We start from the raw sequence: 16,854 nt of genomic DNA, 5'->3' as shown, positions 1-16,854 counted from the left end.
CCGGTTCTGCCGCTCAATTTCCTACCCGACTGGTAAGTGTTCGCCGGCGCTGCCGGCCTTACCGTCCCATCCTGCCGAACATGCCGCCCGCGGCCCTACTGTTTACATTGTGGCCACAATTACACCCCTTAATATCGACCCATGACCAACTACGCCCGCCGGGAGCGGGAGCTCCTCGCCGACCTGCTGCTCAGCACGGGTCCGGACGCGCCGACGCTCTGCTCCGGGTGGACCACGCGTGACCTGGCCGCGCACATCGTGGTCCGCGAGCGGCGGCCCGACTCGGCCGCCGGGATCCTGGTCAAACCGCTGGCGGCGTACGGGGAGCGGATCCGCCTGGCCCGGGCCGCGCTGCCGTACCAGGAGCTGATCGGCCAGATGCGCCGGCCACCGGTGTGGAGCCCGGTGAGCAACCCGCTCGCCGACCCGGTGGTGAACACGCTCGAGTTCTTCATCCACCACGAGGACGTCCGCCGGGCCGCCCCGGAGTGGACGCCCCGCCCACTGGAGCAGGCCGAGCAGGCCGCGCTCTGGCGCACGGTCAAGCTCACCTGCCGTGCGGCGCTGCGCCGGCTGAAGATCTCCGCCGAGGTCACCGCGACCGGGTTCGCACCGCTGCGGACCGCCGGCGATCCGCAGGTCCGGATCTCCGGGGACGCGGGCGAGCTGGCCCTGTTCTTCTCCGGGCGGCAGCGCGCCGCCCAGGTCGCCGTCGAGGGCGAGTCCGCGCTGGTGGAGCGGCTGCGGAAGGCTCGCCTCGGAATCTAAGATTGGCCCATCCGATCCGACCATAATTGGCTCAAACAGCGCGCCAATCCGCGCCTAGGTTCGTAGCCATGAACACTCGCACCGGCCTCTCCGTCGCCCAGGGTGCCGCGCTCTCCGTCGGCGCCGTCCTGGGCACCGGGCTGATCTCCCTGCCCGCGCTCGCCGCCGAAGCGGCCGGGCCGGCCTCCCTGCTCGCCTGGCTGCTCCTGATCGTGCTCTCCGCGCCGCTGGCGTGGACCTTCGCCGCGCTCGGCGCGCGTTACCCGGACAGTGGCGGCGTCTCCACCTACGCCCGGATGGCGTTCGGGCCGCGCGTCGCGGCCGCGGTCGGCTGGTGCTTCTACTTCGCGGTGCCGCTCGGCGCGCCGGTGGCCGCCGCGTTCACCGGCGGGTACGTCGCCGACGTTCTCGGTGGCGGCCGGGCCGTCGAATTCGCCACCTTCCTGACGCTGATCGGCATCGCGTACGGAATGAACTGGTACGGCCTGCGGATCTCCGGCCGGGTGCAGCTGGTCCTCTCGGTCACCCTCGTGGTGCTGCTCGTGACGACCGTGGTCGCCGCCCTGCCGCACGCCCGGTGGGACAACCTCACGCCGTTCGCCCCGCACGGCTGGTCCGGGATCGGCGCCGCCGCGGCCATCCTGGTCTGGGGCTTCGCCGGCTGGGAGGCGCTCTCCTCGCTCTCCGCCGAGTACCGCCACCCGCGCCGGGACGTCCCCCGGGCCACGCTGGTCGCGGTCGTCGTGGTCGGCGTGCTCTACCTCGCCGTGGCGGCGGTCAGCGTGCTGGCGCTCGGTCCCGCCCTGGCCGGCAGCCGGGCCCCGCTCTCCGACCTGCTCGCGATCGGCCTCGACGGCCCGGTACGCCTGATCACCGCGATCGTGGCGGTGCTGCTGACGCTCGGGGCGGTGAACGCGTACTACGCGGGAGCCAGCCGGCTCGGCGCCGCCCTGGCCGCCGAGGGGGCCCTGCCGTCCCGGGTGTTCGGCACCCAGCGCCGGTCACTGACCTTCATCTTCGCCGGCAGCATCGGAGCCGCCCTGCTGCCGCTCGGGCTGCACACCGCCACCCTGCTGGTCACCGGCTGCTTCACCCTGGTGTACGTGCTCGGCACGGCGGCCGCGCTACGCCTGCTGCCGGCCGGCCGGTCCCGGGTGATCGCCGGGTTCGCGTTCGTGGCGGTAATCGGGCTGCTCTGGCTCAACGGTGCGCCGGCGCTGCTCAGCCTCGCCATCGCCGCGGCCGCGGTGCTCTACCAAGGGTGGCGGTCCCGGTCTCAGCAGCGCCAGCCCCTCCTCGATCAGATCGGGGTCGACGGCACCGAACCCGAACACCAGCCCGGGCAGCCCGTCTACTGCGTAGCCGGCCAGGTCCTCGATGGCGAGTCCGGAGCGGCGGGCATCGGCCACGATCCGGGCTGGATCCGGTGAGCCGGCCCGCAGCAGGGCGGTGACGTGCAGTCCGGCCGCCGAGGGGACGACCTCCAGCGACGGGTGGCGGGCCAGCGCGGCGACGATCCGGGCGTGCCGGTCGGCGTACGCCCGGCCGGCCTTGCGCACGTGCCGGGCCAGCTCGCCGTCGTCGATGAACCGGGCCAGCGCCGCCTGGACGGCCATCTGCCCGTAGCCGTCGCTGAGCTGCCGGGCCGCCACGACCGCGGGCCGCAGACCGGGCGGGACCAGCACGAACCCGGTACGCACCGCGGGCACCATGCTCTTCGAGAAGGTGCCCACGTAGAGCACCCGGCCGTTGCGATCCAGCGTGCACAGCGGTTCCAGGGGCCGGGCCGAGAAGCGGAACTCGCTGTCGTAGTCGTCCTCGACGATCGCCACCTGCCGCCGGCCGGCCCAGTCCAGCAGTTCCTGACGGCGGGCCAGGCTCATCACCCGGCCCAGCGGGAACTGGTGCGACGGGGTCACGTACACCAGCCGGCTCTGCGCCGGCAGCGCCGCCACGATCACGCCCTCCTCGTCCATCGGCACGCTCACCACCCGGGCACCGAGCGAGGAGAAGAGGCGGCGGGCCGGCGGGTAGCCGGGTTCCTCCACAGCCACCACGTCGCCGGGGCGCAGCAGGACCCGGCCGATCAGGTCGAGGGCGTGCTGGGTGCCGTTCGTGACGACGACCTCGGCGGCGGTGGTGTGCACCGATCGGGCGTACCCGAGATAGCGTGCGATCGCGGCGCGCAGCCCGGGGTGACCTTCCGGCGGCGCGTACGTCCCCGGGTTGTTCGCGCCCAGCCGCAACTCCGCGGCGATCAGCCGCCGCCACGTGTCGAACGGGAACAGTCGCGCGTCCGGGATGCCGGTGCGGAAGTCGTACCGTGGTGCGGGCTCCTCGCCGCTGGTCGGCAGCGGGGTTAGGGTCCAGCCGGAACGCGGGCGCAGCGGGTCCGCCGCCGGGCGCGGCGCCCGGCGGCGGGTGGGTGTCTCGGCGACGTAGGTACCGGCACCGACCCGGGCCGTCAGGTAGCCCTCCGCCATCAGCCGCTCGTAGGCACCGGCCACGCTTCCCCGAGAGACGCCCAGGTCAGCGGCGAGTGCCCGGGTGGCGGGCAGCCGGTGACCGGCCGGCACCCGGCCGTCCACGATCGCCGAGCGTAACGCCCGGTAGACGGCTGCGGTCGTCCCGCCCGCCCCGGGTTCGATCTCGATGACCAGATCCACCCGCCCATTCTCGGCCGAGCGGTGGAATCGACCCCGGATCGGGGCTGACTAGGATGAAGACGGCCCGGTTCTATTGATCAACGCTCTAGCCCTGGTGCCCTATGCGCATTACCCTCCGGTAACACTGAGGTTACTTACTCCCCGTTCAGGTTTAAGGCGGCGCCCGATGGCTCTCGAGGTTCCCTACCGGTCGATCCCGGACATGCTGTTCCAGCGCGTGGCGAAGACGCCGGATGCCCGGGCGCTCGCCGCGCCCAACGCCACGGACACCGGCCCGGAATGGCTGACCTGGCGCCAGGTCGGTGAGCGGGTCAAGGCGATCGGCGCCGGCCTGCGTGAGCTGGGTGTCGGCCTGGAGGACCGGGTCGCGATCCTCTCCAACACCCGGCTCGAGTGGATCCTGGCCGACCTCGGCATCAACGTCGCCGGTGCCGCGGCCACCACGGTCTACCCGACCACCGAGCCCGAGGACACCACGTTCATCGTGTCCGACTCCGGGTCCAAGGTGCTGATCGCGGAGAACGCGAAGCAGGCGCTGAAGCTCGCCGGCGCGGAGACCTCGGTGACCAAGGTGGTGCTGATCGATGGCCCGGCCGACGCCGGCGCCACGCCGCCGCAGATCACCCTGGCCGACCTGGAGCAGCTCGGCGCCGACGCGCTCGCCAGGAACCCCACGCTGATCGACGACGTGGTGGCCCAGCTCGGCCCGGACACGCTCGCCACGCTGATCTACACCTCCGGCACCACCGGCCGGCCCAAGGGCGTCGAGCTGCTGCACAAGGGCTGGACCTGGGAGGGCGTCGCGCAGGAGAGCCTGGGGCTGTTCTCGCCGCAGGACCTGCACTACCTCTGGCTGCCGATGTCGCACGCGTTCGGCAAGACGCTGCTCTGCGGCATCCTGCACGTCGGTGTGCCGACCTACGTCGACGGCCGCGTCGACCGGCTGATCGACCTGCTCGCGGTGATCAAGCCGACGCTGATGTGCGCCCCGCCGCGGATCTACGAGAAGGTCTACAACAAGACCGTCACCAGCGGCCTGTCCGGCAGCGGCCTGAAGCCGAAGATCTTCAGCTGGGCGGTCGCCACCGGCAAGAAGCGGGTCGCCTTCCAGCAGGCCGGCAAGCCGGTACCGCTGGGCCTGTCGATCCAGTACTCGATCGCCGAGAAGCTGGTCTTCTCCAAGCTCCAGCAGAAGCTCGGCGGCAACATCCAGGTGCTGGTCAGCGGCTCGGCCGCGCTCAGCCGGGACATCTCGGAGTTCTTCGCCGCGGCGAACCTGCCGATCCTCGAGGGTTACGGCATGACCGAGGCCAGCGCGGCCAACTTCGTGAACCGGCGCGGCAAGCTCAAGATCGGTACGGTCGGGCAGGCCCTCGGCGACCTCGAGGTTCGCATCGACGGTGACGGTGAGGTGCTGCTGCGCGGCGCACCCGTCATGCGCGGCTACCACAACCTGCCCGACGCCACGGCGGAGGCGTTCACCGAGGACGGCTTCCTGCGTACCGGCGACATCGGCGAGCTCGACTCGGACGGCTACCTGAAGATCACTGACCGGAAGAAGGACCTGGTCAAGACGTCCGGCGGTAAGTTCATCGCCCCGTCGGCGATCGAGGGCGCGTTCAAGGCCGTCTGCCCGTACACCTCGCAGGCCGTCGTCGTCGGCCAGAACCGCAACTTCGTCACCATGCTCATCGCCCTCGACGAGGAGGCCATCAAGACCTGGGCGGCCGGCGGCCCGCTGGCCGGCAAGAGCTACGCCGAGATCGTCGCGGCGAAGGAGACGTACGCGCTGGTCGAGGGCTACATCGCCGAGCTCAACGCCAAGCTGAACCGCTGGGAGACGGTCAAGAAGTTCGCCCTCCTCCCCCGCGACCTCAGCATCGAGGACGGCGAGATCACCCCGTCCATGAAGATCAAGCGGCGCAGCGTCGAGACCAACTTCTCCGCCCAGATCGAGGAGATGTACGCGGGCTCGCTCGCTCAGATCTGACCCGTACTCTCCGAGGCCGGCACCCCGCACGGTGCCGGCCTCGCCTGTTCCCGCGATTGGGCCGCTGCGGCGTTGAGCTGGGCATAGCGTTGACGGCACGCAGGAGGTGCCCATGGCCATTCGGACGATTACCGTTCCGGTCAAGGATCTCGACGCCGCGCGGGCGCTCTACCAGACGCTGCTCGGCGTCGAGCCGTATATCGACATGCCGTATTACGTCGGCTTCCGGCCGGAAGGCTCGCCGGAGGTCGGCCTCGATCCGCACGGCGACGTCGCGGCCGGACCGATCACCTACTGGCACACGGAAGATCTGGAGGCGGCCCTCGCAGCGCTGGTCGCGGCGGGTGCGACGCCCGAGCGTTCACCGCATGACGTCGGGGACGGCGATCTGATCGCCACGGTGCGCGACGCCGACGGCCATCTGATCGGCCTCTTCCAGGGCGCGATCGATCTCAGGTGATGACCGCCGGGGTACGCCAAGCCGGCCGCGCCGTGTGGTCGAGGTCGTGACGAACTGAGGCGATGCGCCGGACCGCCTCGGTGAGGTCGTCGGCGGCCAGCGTGAACGGCATCCGCAGGAACCGCTCCAGGGTGCCGTCGAGGCCGAACCGCGGCCCGGGAGCGAGCCGCACCCCGACGTCCTCGGCCGCCCGGGACAGCGCGCTGGAGATCGGCCCGTCGAGTTCGGCCCACAGGGTCACCCCGCCGCCCGGCACGAAGAACCGCCACTCCGGCAGCATCTCGCGCAGGGCGCTCACCAGCGTGTCACGGCGGAAGCGGAGCTGGGCCCGGCGGGCCGCCACGATCTCCGGTGCCAGCCGGAGCAGGTGGACGGCGACCAGCTGTTCCAGCACCGGACTGCCCATGTCCACACCGACCCGGATGGCGGCGAGCCGCTGCACCAGGGGCGCGGAAGCGCGTACCCACCCGATCCGCAGGCCACCCCAGTACGCCTTGCTCATCCCGCCGATCGACGTCACCCGGGAGTGCCGGTCGAAGACGGCCACCGGCGGCGGCATCTGCGGGTCGTCCAGCGGCAGGTCGACGAAGGACTCGTCGGCGATCAGCTCGGTGCCCGCCGAGTGCGCCGCGGCCACGAGACGTTCGCGCAGGTCGGCGGGCATCAGGTGGCCGGTGGGGTTGTGGAATTCGGGGATCACGTAGGTCAGCCGGGGCCGCGTCTGGCGCAGCGCGCCGAGCAGCATCTCGCCGTCCCAGCCGGTCGCGATGTCCATGCCGTGCGTGCTGATCCGGGCGCGGCGGGCGGCCAGCGCGGCCAGGGCGTTCGGATAGGTGGGCGTCTCCACCAGGACCGGCGCCCCGACCGGCACCGAGAGCCGGAGCACCAGGTCGAGGGCCTGCTGGGTGCCACTGGTGATCATGATCTGCTCGGCCGAGGTGGGCACGCCACGAGCCGTGTACGCCTCGGCCACGGCGGCCCGCAGCTCCGGTAGGCCGGTCGGGTGGTAACCGGCGCTGCCCAGGTACCGAGGCAGGTCGTCGGCGGCGGCCCGGGCGGCCGGCACCAGCTCGACCGGGGCAGCCGACGCGGCGCAGCCCAGGTCGATCATGTCCAGGTCGTCGTCGGGGGTCCACAGGCCGGAGGTGGCCACCCGGTGGCCGTGCGGCAGGGTGGTCCAGCTGCCGGCTCCGCGCCGGCTGTTCAGGTGGCCGGTCTCGCGCAGGGCACGGTACGCGGCCGACACGGTGGTCCGGCTGATGCCGAGCGCCTCGGCGAGCTCCCGTTCCGCCGGCAGCCGTACGCCCAGTGCCAGCCGCCCGTCAGCGAGCAGCCCGCGGACCGCGGCGGCGAGCGCGGCGTAGTCAGGGCTGCGCCGGCGGCCCGGAAGTGAGTGCCACCGACCGAGCAGGCGAGCCAATTGGTCCCCGCGAACCGACGTTGTCATAGCCACCTCCCAAGAATTGGCACTTTAGCACCGGCCGATTGGCATGGAGAGTGGCAGCATGATCCTGTTCCGTCGCGTACCCCAGCTCTTCCTCGGCCTGTTCCTCTATGGCGTCAGCATGGCGCTGATGGTCGAGTCGAGCCTGGGCGGCAACTCCTGGGACGTCTTCCACCAGGGCGTCTCCAAGGTGAGCGGGATCAGCTTCGGATGGGTGGTGCTGCTGACCGGCATACCGGTGTTGCTGCTCTGGATTCCGTTGCGCCAGCGCCCCGGCGTCGGCACGATAGCCAATCTGGTCGTGGTCGGCTTCTCGGCGGACGCCACGCTGGCCATGCTGCCGACCGCCGAGTCGATCCCGGTCCGGGTCGGCTACGTGGTCGGCGGGATCCTGCTCAACGGCTTCGCGACCGGGCTCTACATCGGCAGCCGGATGGGTCCGGGCCCGCGGGACGGGCTGATGACCGGGCTGGCCGGCCGGTTCCCGCGGCTGTCGATCCGGATGATCCGCACCAGCATCGAGCTGTTCGTGCTGGGCGTCGGCTTCCTGCTCGGCGGCACGGTGGGCATCGGCACGATCGCGTACGCGCTGGCGATCGGTCCCCTGGTGCAACTGTTCCTGCCGATGCTCACCGTGCGGCAAGCAACCCCAGCCGACCTCCCGGCACCCGCTCCCGCCTAGTGATCATCCGGACACAATCGCTTCCGGGTACGCCGACGGCACGGCATCATTGCGGCATGGGGGTCGGAGGCTGGCACTGGAACGACGCTTGGATCTTCGTCTCCGCGGTCATCGCCGAGCGACTGGAACGTGACCGGGCGCTGCACGCCGCCCTGCCGGTGACCGGGGCGACCCTGGCCGACCTGCTGGCCGCGGCGGATTTCCTGCACCACAGCGTGCCCAGCCGCGAGGAGCTGGAGGAGGCGGTCCGCCGCCTGGCCGGTGCCGGGCTGATCACCGTGGACGACGACATGATCGAGGTCGCGCCGGCCGGCGAGCAGCTCTGGCGGACCCGCCCGTTCAGCGGCCTGTCCTCTGCGGTGATGACGCTCCAGGCCCAGCTCAACCGGGCCGCCGAGCCCGGTTACACCGACTGGTCGCTGGACGAGCAGACATACCTCGCCGCCGTCCGCGAGTACAGCATGAGGCTGGCCGACGGCCGCTAGCGGACCGGGTTTCCGGAGGCCCGCAGGCTGTCCTTGACCTCGCCGATGCTGAGGTCTCCGAAATGGAACACGCTGGCCGCCAGCACGGCGTCGGCGCCCGCCTCCACCGCCGGCGGGAAGTGTTCCACCGCGCCCGCGCCGCCGCTGGCGATCACCGGGATGTCGACGACCGCGCGGACCGCCCGGATGAGCGCGAGGTCGAAGCCGGCCTTGGTGCCGTCGGCGTCCATCGAGTTCAGCAGGATCTCGCCGGCGCCCAGCTCGGCCACCCGCGCGGCCCACTCGATCGCGTCCAGCCCGGCGCTGCGGCGGCCGCCGTGTGTGGTGACCTCCCACCCGCTCGGCTGGTCCGCCGAGCGTCGCACGTCCAGGGACAGCACCAGCACCTGGTTGCCGAACCGTTCGGCGATCTCCCGGATGAGTGCGGGCCGGGCGATCGCCGCGGTGTTCACGCCCACCTTGTCGGCGCCGGCGCGCAGCAGCACGTCCACGTTCTCCACCGAGCGCACACCGCCGCCGACGGTCAGCGGGATGAAGACGGTCTCCGCTGTACGCCGGACCACGTCCAGCATGGTGCCGCGGTCGTCGGAGGAGGCGGTAACGTCGAGGAAGGTCAGCTCGTCGGCACCGGCCGCGTCGTACGCCGACGCCAGCTCCACGGGGTCCCCGGCGTCGCGCAGGTCGACGAAGTTGACACCCTTCACCACCCGCCCGGCGTCCACGTCCAGGCAGGGGATCACACGTACCGCGACCGTCATGCCCCAACCCTAACCAGGTCGTCGCGCACCACCGGCCGGGACCTGACCAGTCCCAAAAGCACGCCGCCGACGACCAGCACACCGCCGATGACGTCGACGAGGTACACCCGTTCGCCGAGGAAGACGGCGGCCGAGGCGATGCCGAAGAACGGGACGAGCATGGAGAACGGTGCGACGGTGGCTGCGCCGTACCTCTGCATCAGGAATCCCCAGCCGGCGAAGCCGGCCAGCGTAGAGATCAGCGCGATGTACAGCACCGCCAGAACCGCCTCGGTGTCGATCGCGCGCAGCGCGGCGAGGTCGGCGGCCGGGCCGTCGACCAGCAGCGTCAGGACGATGAGCGGACCGGTCGCCAGCGCGCTGACCCAGACCATGAAGCGCAGGGCGTCCGGCGGGGAGGCCTTGCGGGTGGCCACGTTCGACACACCCCAGGTCACCGCTGCGCCGATGACCAGGAGGAACGCGGGCAGGTTCGCACCCATCCGGGTGGCCACCACGAGGACGCCGGCCACCGCCACGGCAAGCCCGGCGATCTGCACCGGGCGCGGCCGCTCACGCAGGAAGAGAACCGCGAAAATCATCGTGAAGACCGCCTGGCTCTGCAGCACCAGCGAGCTGAGCCCGGCCGGCATGCCCGCGGCCATCCCGGCGAAGAGCAGCGAGAACTTGGTGACGCCGAGGACCAGGGCGACGATCACCACCCATCGCCACGGCACCTGCGGACGTCCCACCAGCAGCACTGCGGGGAAGGCGGCCAGGCCGAACCGCAGCGCGGAGAAGAGCAGTGGCGGGAAGTGGTTCAGCCCGGCGTCGATGACGACGAAGTTGACACCCCAGACGGCCGCCACAGCGACGGCGAGGGCGAGGTCACGCGGTCTCATGGCGATCAGCCTGGTTTCAAAGACCGTTAAGCACCAGCAAAATAACCTACACCCACGATGTAGCATCGCTAAATGATCGATCTGGGCAGGCTGCGTGCGCTGCACGCGGTGGCCAGCTACGGCACGGTCCTGGCGGCGGGCCAGGCCCTGCACTGTACGCCCTCCGCCATCTCCCAGCAGATCTCGAAGCTGGAGCGCGAGACCGGCGCCACGCTGGTCGAGAAGGACGGCCGCCGGCTCCGGCTCACCGAGGCCGGCCGGGTCCTGGCCGACCACGCCGAGCGGGTGCTGACCAGCATGGACGAGGCCGAGGCCGCGCTCGCCGCACACCGCGACACGGTCACCGGCAGGCTCACCGTGGCCGCTTTCGCCACCGCCTGCCGGGCGCTGCTCCCGCACGCGTTGCAGCGTCTGGCGACGGATCACCCGCAGCTCACCACCGGCCTGATCGAGGTCAATCCGCACGAGGGCCTGGAGTTGCTGCGCCGCGGCCACGTCGACCTGGCGGTGCTCGACGACTGGCCCGAGGTGGGCCTGCGCTATCCGGACTGCGTCACCAAGGTCGAGATCGGCGCCGACCACGCCGACCTGATCGTGCCGAGCGACCACCGGCTGCGCGGAGCCGCCACCCTCGAGGACGCGCGCCACGAACGCTGGATCGCCGTACGCGCCGGTGACGTCTGCTACGAGTACCTGATCCGCAAGCTGCCCGGAGTGGTCCCGGACTTCCAGGTCGGTGAGTTCGAGACGCAGTTGACCTTGATCGCCGCCGGGCTCGGAGTCGGGCTGATCCCCCGGCTGGCCCGCCCGCCGCTACCGCAAAATGTCCGCATCGTAAAGATAAATCCGACACCTACGCGCCACGTCGTGATCGCCTGGCGCGACTCGGCGGCGGCCCGGCCCGCGATCCGGGCCGCCGAGGAGACGATCCGAGAGGCGTGGAAACTCAAGCCAGAGCCGCAAGCGCCTCACGCACGGTGAAAGCACCCGCATAAAGGGCCTTGCCCGCGATCACACCCTCGACGCCGATCGGCTCGAGCGTGGCGAGCGCGCGCAGGTCGTCCAGCGTGGAGACGCCGCCGCTGGCGATGAGCGGCTTGTCGGTCGCGGCGGCCACCTCACGCAGCAGGTCCAGGTTCGGCCCGCGCATGGTGCCGTCCTTGGTGATGTCGGTGACGACGTAACGGGACGCGCCCGCCTTGTCGAGCCGGGCGAGAACCTCGAACAGGTCGCCGCCGTCCCGGGTCCAGCCGCGCGCGGAGAGCGTCCGCCCCCGCACGTCCAGCCCGATCGCGACCCGGTCGCCGTACTCGCCGCAGATCCGGTCGCACCACTCCGGGTCCTCCAGCGCCGCGGTGCCGATGTTGACCCGCTGCGCGCCGGTGGACAGGGCCCGGGTCAGCGACTCGTCGTCGCGGATGCCACCGGACAGCTCCACCTTCACGTCGAGCCGGCGCACCACGTCGGCGAGCAGCTCGGCGTTCGAGCCGCGGCCGAAAGCGGCGTCCAGGTCGACCAGGTGGATCCACTCGGCCCCGTCGTTCTGCCAGGCCAGCGCGGCCTCGAGCGGGTCACCGTAGGCGGTCTCCGAGCCGGCGGCGCCCTGCACCAGGCGGACGGCCTGGCCGTCGGCGACGTCGACGGCGGGAAGAAGTTGGAGTGTCACGTCTCTCCTATGAAGAACGGCGACCGAGCACCACGACGACGAGGGCGGGCACGGCGAGAACGAGTAGTGCGGTGAGGATGATGCGTAGTGCGAGTTCCGGGATGAGCGTCCAGACCGCGGCGATGGCGAGCAGCGTGACGACCACGATGCCGATCCGCTGCCGCCGGCTGCGGTAATACAGCCGGCCGTCCCGGCCGAACCTCGGTTTCAGGCGCCGCACGAGGGCCTGACGACGGCCACGCCGGGCCACCCTCCGGGCGCGGGCGGCCTTGTCCTTCTCCAGGACGGCGAGCCGCTCGGCCCGCCGTCGAGCGCGTTCCTTGCTCATCGCAGTGTCGCGACCCAGTTGCTGAGCAGCGTGTATCCGGCGTCCGCCGACTTCTCCGGGTGGAACTGCGCGGCGCTGAGCGCGCCGGTCTCCACCACGGCCGCGAACGGCAGGTCATGGCTCGCGGTGGTCACCTTGGCGCCGGCTTGCGCCAGCACATCAAGATCTTGAGCGGCGTACGAGTGGACGAAGTAGAACCGGGTGTCCGCGGCGAGTCCACCCAGCAACCGGGAGCCGTCCGGAACCTCCACGGTGTTCCAGCCCATGTGCGGGATCCGCTCGGCGGCGAGCTTGGTGACCGAGCCGGGCAGCAGGCCCAGCCCCTTGGTCTCCACGCCGTGCTCGACACCGGAGTCGAAGAGGATCTGCATGCCGACGCAGATGCCCAGAACCGGCTTGCCGGCCGCCACCCGTTCCGCGATCACCGGACCGGCGCCGAGCTGCTCGATCCCGGCCATGCAGGCGGCGTACGCCCCGACACCGGGGACGACCAGGCCGTCGGCCGCAGCCGCTGCCTCCAGATCGCTGGTCACGGTCACGTCCACCCCGGTACGAGCGACCGCCCGCTCCGCCGAGCGCAGATTGCCCGAGCCGTAGTCGAGGATGACCACCTTCGGGGTTTCCTTCTGTTTTCCGCCGCGGGAGAGCTCAGCCATCACGCCTCCCCGGACGGCCACCAGGCGAACCCGCCCGCGGTGGCCAGCAGGGCGAGCACAGCGGTGAGGCCGATGCTGAACTTGGTGGCGTCCGACTTGACCAGCTGGATCACCCCGCCGATCAGAATCCCGGCGAGCGCGAACAGGACCAGGGAGATCACAGCACTCCCTTGGTCGACGGCAGCGACCCGGCGTTCCGCGGATCGATCTCGACGGCCTCGCGCAGCGCCCGGGAGAACGCCTTGAACTGGGCCTCCACCACGTGGTGCGCGTCCGGGTGGCCGCCCGGCCGGCAGGCGCGCAGCACGTCCACGTGCAGGGTCACCTTGGCCGCGTGGCCGAACGCCTCGAAGATGTGCCGGGTCATGCTCGTCGCGTAGACCGGCCCGATGTACGGCGTGAGCAGCGGCTCGTCGTGCACCACGTAGGGCCGGCCGGACAGGTCCACGGCGGCCCGGACCAGCACCTCGTCCATCGGGATGGTGGCCGACCCGTACCGCCGGATGCCCCGCTTGTCGCCGAGCGCCGTCGCGAAGGCCTCGCCCAGCGCGATCGCGGTGTCCTCCATGGTGTGGTGCGAGTCGATCTCCAGGTCGCCCTCGCAGCGCACGGTCAGGTCGAACCCGCCGTGCTTGGCGAGCTGGTTGAGCATGTGGTCGTAGAAGCCGACCCCGGTGCTCAGGTCGCCCTTGCCGGTGCCGTCGAGGTCAATCTCGATCAGCACTTTGGTCTCGTTGGTGACGCGCTCGATACGCGCGGTCCGACTCACGACAGGATCTCCTCGGCGGCGGTCAGGAATGCGGTGGTCTCGGATTCGGTGCCGGCGGTGACGCGCAGCCAGCCGGCCAGGCCCACGTCACGGATCAGCACGCCCCGGTCGAGGAACGCCTGCCACGCGACCTTCTGGTCCCCGCCGGTCTCGAACAGCACGAAGTTGGCGTCGCTGTCGGCCACCCTGGTGCCACGCTCACGCAGCGTGGCGACGATCCGGTCGCGCTGCACCTTGATCGCCTCGACGGTGGCGAGCAGCGAGTCACGCTGCACCACGGCCGCGCGGGCGGCCGCCTGGCTGATCGCCGAGAGGTGGTAGGGCAGCCGCACCAGCTGCACGGCGTCCACCACCGCCGGATCGGCGGCCAGATAGCCCAGCCGGCCACCGGCGAAGCCGAACGCCTTGCTCATCGTGCGGCTCACCACCAGGCGGGGGTGTCCCGGCAGCAGCGTCAGGGCGCTCGGTGTGCCGGGACGCGCGAACTCGGTGTACGCCTCGTCCACGATCACCATGCCGCGCGCCGTCGCCAGGATCGCGTCGATCACCGACGGGTCGAGTGCGGTGCCGGTCGGGTTGTTCGGCGAGCAGACGAAGACCAGGTCCGGGTCGTGCTTCTCGATCTCCGCGACCGCGGCTTCCGGGCTCAGGCCGAAGTCCGGATCGCGTAGCGCGCCGATCCAGCGGGTGCCGGTGCCCTGCGCCAGCAGCGGGTGCATCGAGTAGGACGGGCCGAAGCCGAGCGCCGAACGCCCCGGACCGCCGAACGCCTGGAGCAGCTGCTGCTGCACCTCGTTCGACCCGTTCGCGGCCCACACGTTCGCCGTGGTCAGGCCGTGCCCGAGGTAACCGGCCAGCTCGGTACGCAGCGCGATCGCGTCACGGTCCGGGTAGCGGTTGAGGTCGCGCAACTCGGCCTGCACGGCCTTGCCGATCGCCTCGACCACGTCGTCCGGCACCGAGTACGAGTTCTCGTTGGTGTTCAGCCGGACCGCGACGTCGAGCTGCGGCGCGCCGTACGGTGACTTGCCGCGCAGGTCGTCCCGGATCGGCAGATCGTCGATCGTGGTCACCGCGCGAACCTCGCCTTCACCGCATCACCGTGCGCCGGGAGGTCCTCGGCGTTGGCCAGCGCCACCACGTGCCCCGCAACATCGCGCAGAGCGTCCTCCGTGTACTCCACGACGTGGATGCCGCGCAGGAACGACTGCACCGACAGCCCCGACGAGTGCCGGGCGCAACCACCGGTCGGCAGCACGTGGTTGGACCCGGCCGCATAGTCGCCGAGCGACACCGGCGCCCAGGCACCGACGAAGATCGCGCCGGCGTTGCGCACCCGCATGGCCAACTGCCGCGCGTCGCGCGTCTGGATCTCCAGGTGCTCCGCCGCGTACGCGTCGACGACCGCGAGACCCTGCTCGAGATCGTCGACCAGCACCACACCGGACTGCTCACCGGTCAGCGCCGTCCGCACCCGCTCGTCGTGCTTGGTGGCCGCGACCTGCTTACCGAGCTCGGCCTCGACCGCTTCGGCAAGCGCCTCCGAGTCGGTGACCAGGACACTCGCGGCGAGCGGGTCGTGCTCCGCCTGGCTGATCAGGTCGGCCGCGACGTGCCGCGGGTCGGCGGTCTCGTCGGCCAGGATGGCGATCTCGGTCGGCCCGGCCTCGGCGTCGATCCCGACCGTGCCGCGCAGCATCCGCTTGGCCGCGGTGACCCAGATGTTGCCCGGCCCGGTGATGACGTCGACCGGCTCACAGCGGTCGCCCGCGTCGGCACCGTCCGACCCGTAGCCCAGCATCGCGATCGCCTGGGCGCCACCGACCGCGTAGACCTCGTCGACGCCGAGCAGCGCACAGGCGGCCAGCACCCGGGAGTCCGGCAGGCCGTTGTTCGACACCTGCGGCGGCGACGCCACGACCAGGCCCTCGACGCCGGCCTCCTGCGCGGGCACCACGTTCATCACCACGGTGGAGGGGTAGACGGCGAGACCACCCGGCACGTACAGCCCGACGCGGCGGACCGGCACCCAGCGCTCGGTGACCGTGCCACCCTCGACCACCTGCGTGGTCGTGTCGGTGCGGCGCTGGTCGGCGTGCACCTTGCGGGCTCGCTTGATGGCCTCGAGCAACGCGGCGCGGACCTCGGGGTCGAGCGTCTCGGCAGCGGCGGCGATCGCCTCGGCCGGCACCCGCAGGCGCTCCAGCCGGACGCCGTCGAACTTCTCGGTCGCCTCCCGGATCGCGCTGAACCCATGCTGATGCACCGCCTCGACGACCGGACGGATCCGCTCGACCGCCACGGAGACGTCGAGCTGGGCACGGGGCAGCAGTCCGCGCGGGTCCCGGCGGGAGCCGCGCAGGTCGATCCGATTCAGCACACGCCCAGTCTAGGCGGCCGCGGAACCGGGTTATCGCCCGCGACCGGCCAGGCCCAGGCGTTGGGATGTCATCTGCGCCACCATGATCGCTTGCCCTTCGCCGGCACGGTCCGCGGCGCGGACACGAACGGCAGATCGGCGACCAGGTACACGGTGCCCGCGACCACGTTCCCGGCCTCCGGGGTGGGCAGTTCGGGAGGCAGGCAGAGGTCCGCCTGGAAACCCACGGTCCGCACCCGGGCCACCGAGAACTCACCGCCGGTGGCCGCCACGGTACGCCGTTCCGCGCTCAGCACCACGCCGTTGAGCCGCGCGTAGGGCTCGCCGTCCGCCTGATCGAACGTCCCGTACGAGATGAACGACTCGGCGCCCATCCGCGGCGGCCACGACCAGCCGTTCTCGACGAAGTGCGCCGGCGGTTCGGAATCGTCCTGATCGCTGCTCAACAGGCTCGCATCGGACGCGGTGAAGGCCGCCTCATCCGCGTGCACCGAGACGTCCACACCCAGCGCGATGACCGCGGCCCGGCCGTCCACCGGATCGGCGCCCGGGCTCAGCAGGCTCAGCTGCTCGGCCGCGGCGGCCAGCATCGTGGTCTGTTCGCCGTCGTCGTCCACCACGTCGGCGACCACCATCTCGTCGTTGACCCGGCGCACGCCGCGCAGACGGGCGCCCGGCACACCGGCGTACGACGGCAGCAGCTCCAGCGGCTGCCCCTCCCGCAGGACCAGTGCCAGCCGCACACCCGACGGGTCGGTCCACCGCCGGACGACGATGTCGTCGGCCGTACCGATCACCTCGGCAGCCGGCACGATTTGCTGGAGAAGCGTGTTCAGTCCGGCCGGGTCCAGTGAACCCAGTCCCAGACAGTCGAAGTTCGATGCCATCGGCGCACGGTATCGATCTTGGTAGGGTCACGCG

The 16,854-nt window shown here is 71.3% G+C and carries 18 protein-coding genes and 1 pseudogene; 7 read left to right on the top strand and 12 right to left on the bottom strand.

Going from position 1 to position 16,854, the window contains the following annotated elements; all coding sequences use genetic code 11:
• Positions 1–141 precede the first annotated feature (141 nt).
• Positions 142–768 (top strand): TIGR03085 family metal-binding protein, encoded by a 627-nt coding sequence (locus I4J89_RS18885; protein ID WP_196415307.1) that lies wholly within the window; start codon positions 142–144, stop codon positions 766–768.
• A gap of 68 nt (positions 769–836) precedes the next feature.
• Positions 837–1,910 (top strand): annotated as a pseudogene (locus tag I4J89_RS18880) (APC family permease); the annotation flags it as partial.
• On the opposite strand, the gene pdxR reads toward I4J89_RS18880, so the two are convergent.
• Positions 1,893–3,434, bottom strand: coding sequence for a MocR-like pyridoxine biosynthesis transcription factor PdxR (gene pdxR, locus I4J89_RS18875; RefSeq protein ID WP_373688140.1), 1,542 nt, complete (start codon positions 3,432–3,434; stop codon positions 1,893–1,895). The pseudogene I4J89_RS18880 and the gene pdxR sit on opposite strands and share 18 nt — an antisense overlap.
• A 166-nt stretch (positions 3,435–3,600) precedes the next feature.
• On the opposite strand from pdxR, the gene I4J89_RS18870 reads away from it, so the two are divergent.
• Both I4J89_RS18870 and I4J89_RS18865 read left to right on the top strand, forming a co-directional pair.
• A complete protein-coding gene (locus tag I4J89_RS18870) occupies positions 3,601–5,424 on the top strand; it encodes an AMP-dependent synthetase/ligase (protein WP_196415305.1) in 1,824 nt (607 codons plus the stop codon).
• A gap of 112 nt (positions 5,425–5,536) precedes the next feature.
• Positions 5,537–5,884 carry a VOC family protein gene (locus tag I4J89_RS18865; protein WP_230859184.1) on the top strand — a complete coding sequence of 116 codons (348 nt, stop codon included), beginning with the start codon at positions 5,537–5,539 and terminating at the stop codon, positions 5,882–5,884.
• Here the strand turns inward: I4J89_RS18865 and yczR are convergent.
• Positions 5,877–7,331, bottom strand: coding sequence for a MocR-like transcription factor YczR (yczR, locus tag I4J89_RS18860; RefSeq protein WP_196415303.1), 1,455 nt, complete (start codon positions 7,329–7,331; stop codon positions 5,877–5,879). The two genes, I4J89_RS18865 and yczR, sit on opposite strands and share 8 nt — an antisense overlap.
• A 58-nt stretch (positions 7,332–7,389) precedes the next feature.
• Here yczR and yczE point away from each other — a divergent pair, with 58 nt between their 5' ends.
• Positions 7,390–8,010, top strand: coding sequence for a membrane protein YczE (yczE, locus tag I4J89_RS18855; RefSeq protein WP_196415302.1), 621 nt, complete (start codon positions 7,390–7,392; stop codon positions 8,008–8,010).
• A gap of 56 nt (positions 8,011–8,066) precedes the next feature.
• Positions 8,067–8,495 (top strand): hypothetical protein, encoded by a 429-nt coding sequence (locus I4J89_RS18850; RefSeq protein WP_196415301.1) that lies wholly within the window; start codon positions 8,067–8,069, stop codon positions 8,493–8,495.
• Here I4J89_RS18850 and hisF read toward each other — a convergent pair.
• A complete protein-coding gene (gene hisF / locus I4J89_RS18845) occupies positions 8,492–9,253 on the bottom strand; it encodes an imidazole glycerol phosphate synthase subunit HisF (RefSeq protein ID WP_196415300.1) in 762 nt (253 codons plus the stop codon). The two genes, I4J89_RS18850 and hisF, sit on opposite strands and share 4 nt — an antisense overlap.
• On the bottom strand, positions 9,250–10,134 hold the full coding sequence (locus I4J89_RS18840; protein ID WP_196415299.1) for an EamA family transporter: 885 nt from the start codon (positions 10,132–10,134) through the stop codon (positions 9,250–9,252). The genes hisF and I4J89_RS18840 overlap by 4 nt, the downstream gene beginning before the upstream one ends.
• Before the next feature lie 72 nt (positions 10,135–10,206).
• Between I4J89_RS18840 and I4J89_RS18835 the strand changes: the two genes are divergently transcribed.
• Positions 10,207–11,115, top strand: a complete 909-nt coding sequence (locus tag I4J89_RS18835; RefSeq protein WP_230859183.1) for a LysR family transcriptional regulator — start codon at positions 10,207–10,209, stop codon at positions 11,113–11,115.
• Here the strand turns inward: I4J89_RS18835 and priA are convergent.
• The 8 genes from priA to I4J89_RS18795 form a co-directional block, all read right to left on the bottom strand.
• Positions 11,081–11,800: a bifunctional 1-(5-phosphoribosyl)-5-((5-phosphoribosylamino)methylideneamino)imidazole-4-carboxamide isomerase/phosphoribosylanthranilate isomerase PriA gene (gene priA, locus I4J89_RS18830; RefSeq protein WP_196415298.1), complete on the bottom strand. Its 720-nt coding sequence runs from the start codon at positions 11,798–11,800 to the stop codon at positions 11,081–11,083. The genes I4J89_RS18835 and priA overlap by 35 nt on opposite strands.
• Before the next feature lie 7 nt (positions 11,801–11,807).
• Positions 11,808–12,128, bottom strand: a complete 321-nt coding sequence (locus I4J89_RS18825; protein ID WP_196415297.1) for a hypothetical protein — start codon at positions 12,126–12,128, stop codon at positions 11,808–11,810.
• Positions 12,125–12,784 carry an imidazole glycerol phosphate synthase subunit HisH gene (gene hisH, locus I4J89_RS18820; protein WP_196415296.1) on the bottom strand — a complete coding sequence of 220 codons (660 nt, stop codon included), beginning with the start codon at positions 12,782–12,784 and terminating at the stop codon, positions 12,125–12,127. The genes I4J89_RS18825 and hisH overlap by 4 nt, the downstream gene beginning before the upstream one ends.
• A complete protein-coding gene (locus I4J89_RS18815) occupies positions 12,784–12,945 on the bottom strand; it encodes a CG2302 family histidine operon protein (protein WP_196415295.1) in 162 nt (53 codons plus the stop codon). Before I4J89_RS18815 ends, hisH begins: the two co-directional genes overlap by 1 nt.
• Positions 12,942–13,553 carry an imidazoleglycerol-phosphate dehydratase HisB gene (hisB, locus tag I4J89_RS18810; RefSeq protein WP_196415294.1) on the bottom strand — a complete coding sequence of 204 codons (612 nt, stop codon included), beginning with the start codon at positions 13,551–13,553 and terminating at the stop codon, positions 12,942–12,944. Before hisB ends, I4J89_RS18815 begins: the two co-directional genes overlap by 4 nt.
• Complete coding sequence (locus I4J89_RS18805; protein WP_196415293.1) at positions 13,550–14,626, bottom strand: histidinol-phosphate transaminase; 1,077 nt, start codon at positions 14,624–14,626, stop codon at positions 13,550–13,552. The genes hisB and I4J89_RS18805 overlap by 4 nt, the downstream gene beginning before the upstream one ends.
• A complete protein-coding gene (gene hisD / locus I4J89_RS18800; protein ID WP_196415292.1) occupies positions 14,623–15,933 on the bottom strand; it encodes a histidinol dehydrogenase in 1,311 nt (436 codons plus the stop codon). The genes I4J89_RS18805 and hisD overlap by 4 nt, the downstream gene beginning before the upstream one ends.
• A 68-nt stretch (positions 15,934–16,001) precedes the next feature.
• Positions 16,002–16,820 (bottom strand): hypothetical protein, encoded by an 819-nt coding sequence (locus I4J89_RS18795; RefSeq protein ID WP_196415291.1) that lies wholly within the window; start codon positions 16,818–16,820, stop codon positions 16,002–16,004.
• Positions 16,821–16,854 lie beyond the last annotated feature (34 nt).

It is taken from the genome of Actinoplanes aureus (assembly GCF_015704865.1).
Classification (GTDB): domain Bacteria; phylum Actinomycetota; class Actinomycetes; order Mycobacteriales; family Micromonosporaceae; genus Actinoplanes; species Actinoplanes aureus.
Note: the sequence above shows the minus strand (reverse complement) of the source record. Positions and strands in the feature narration are given on the sequence as shown.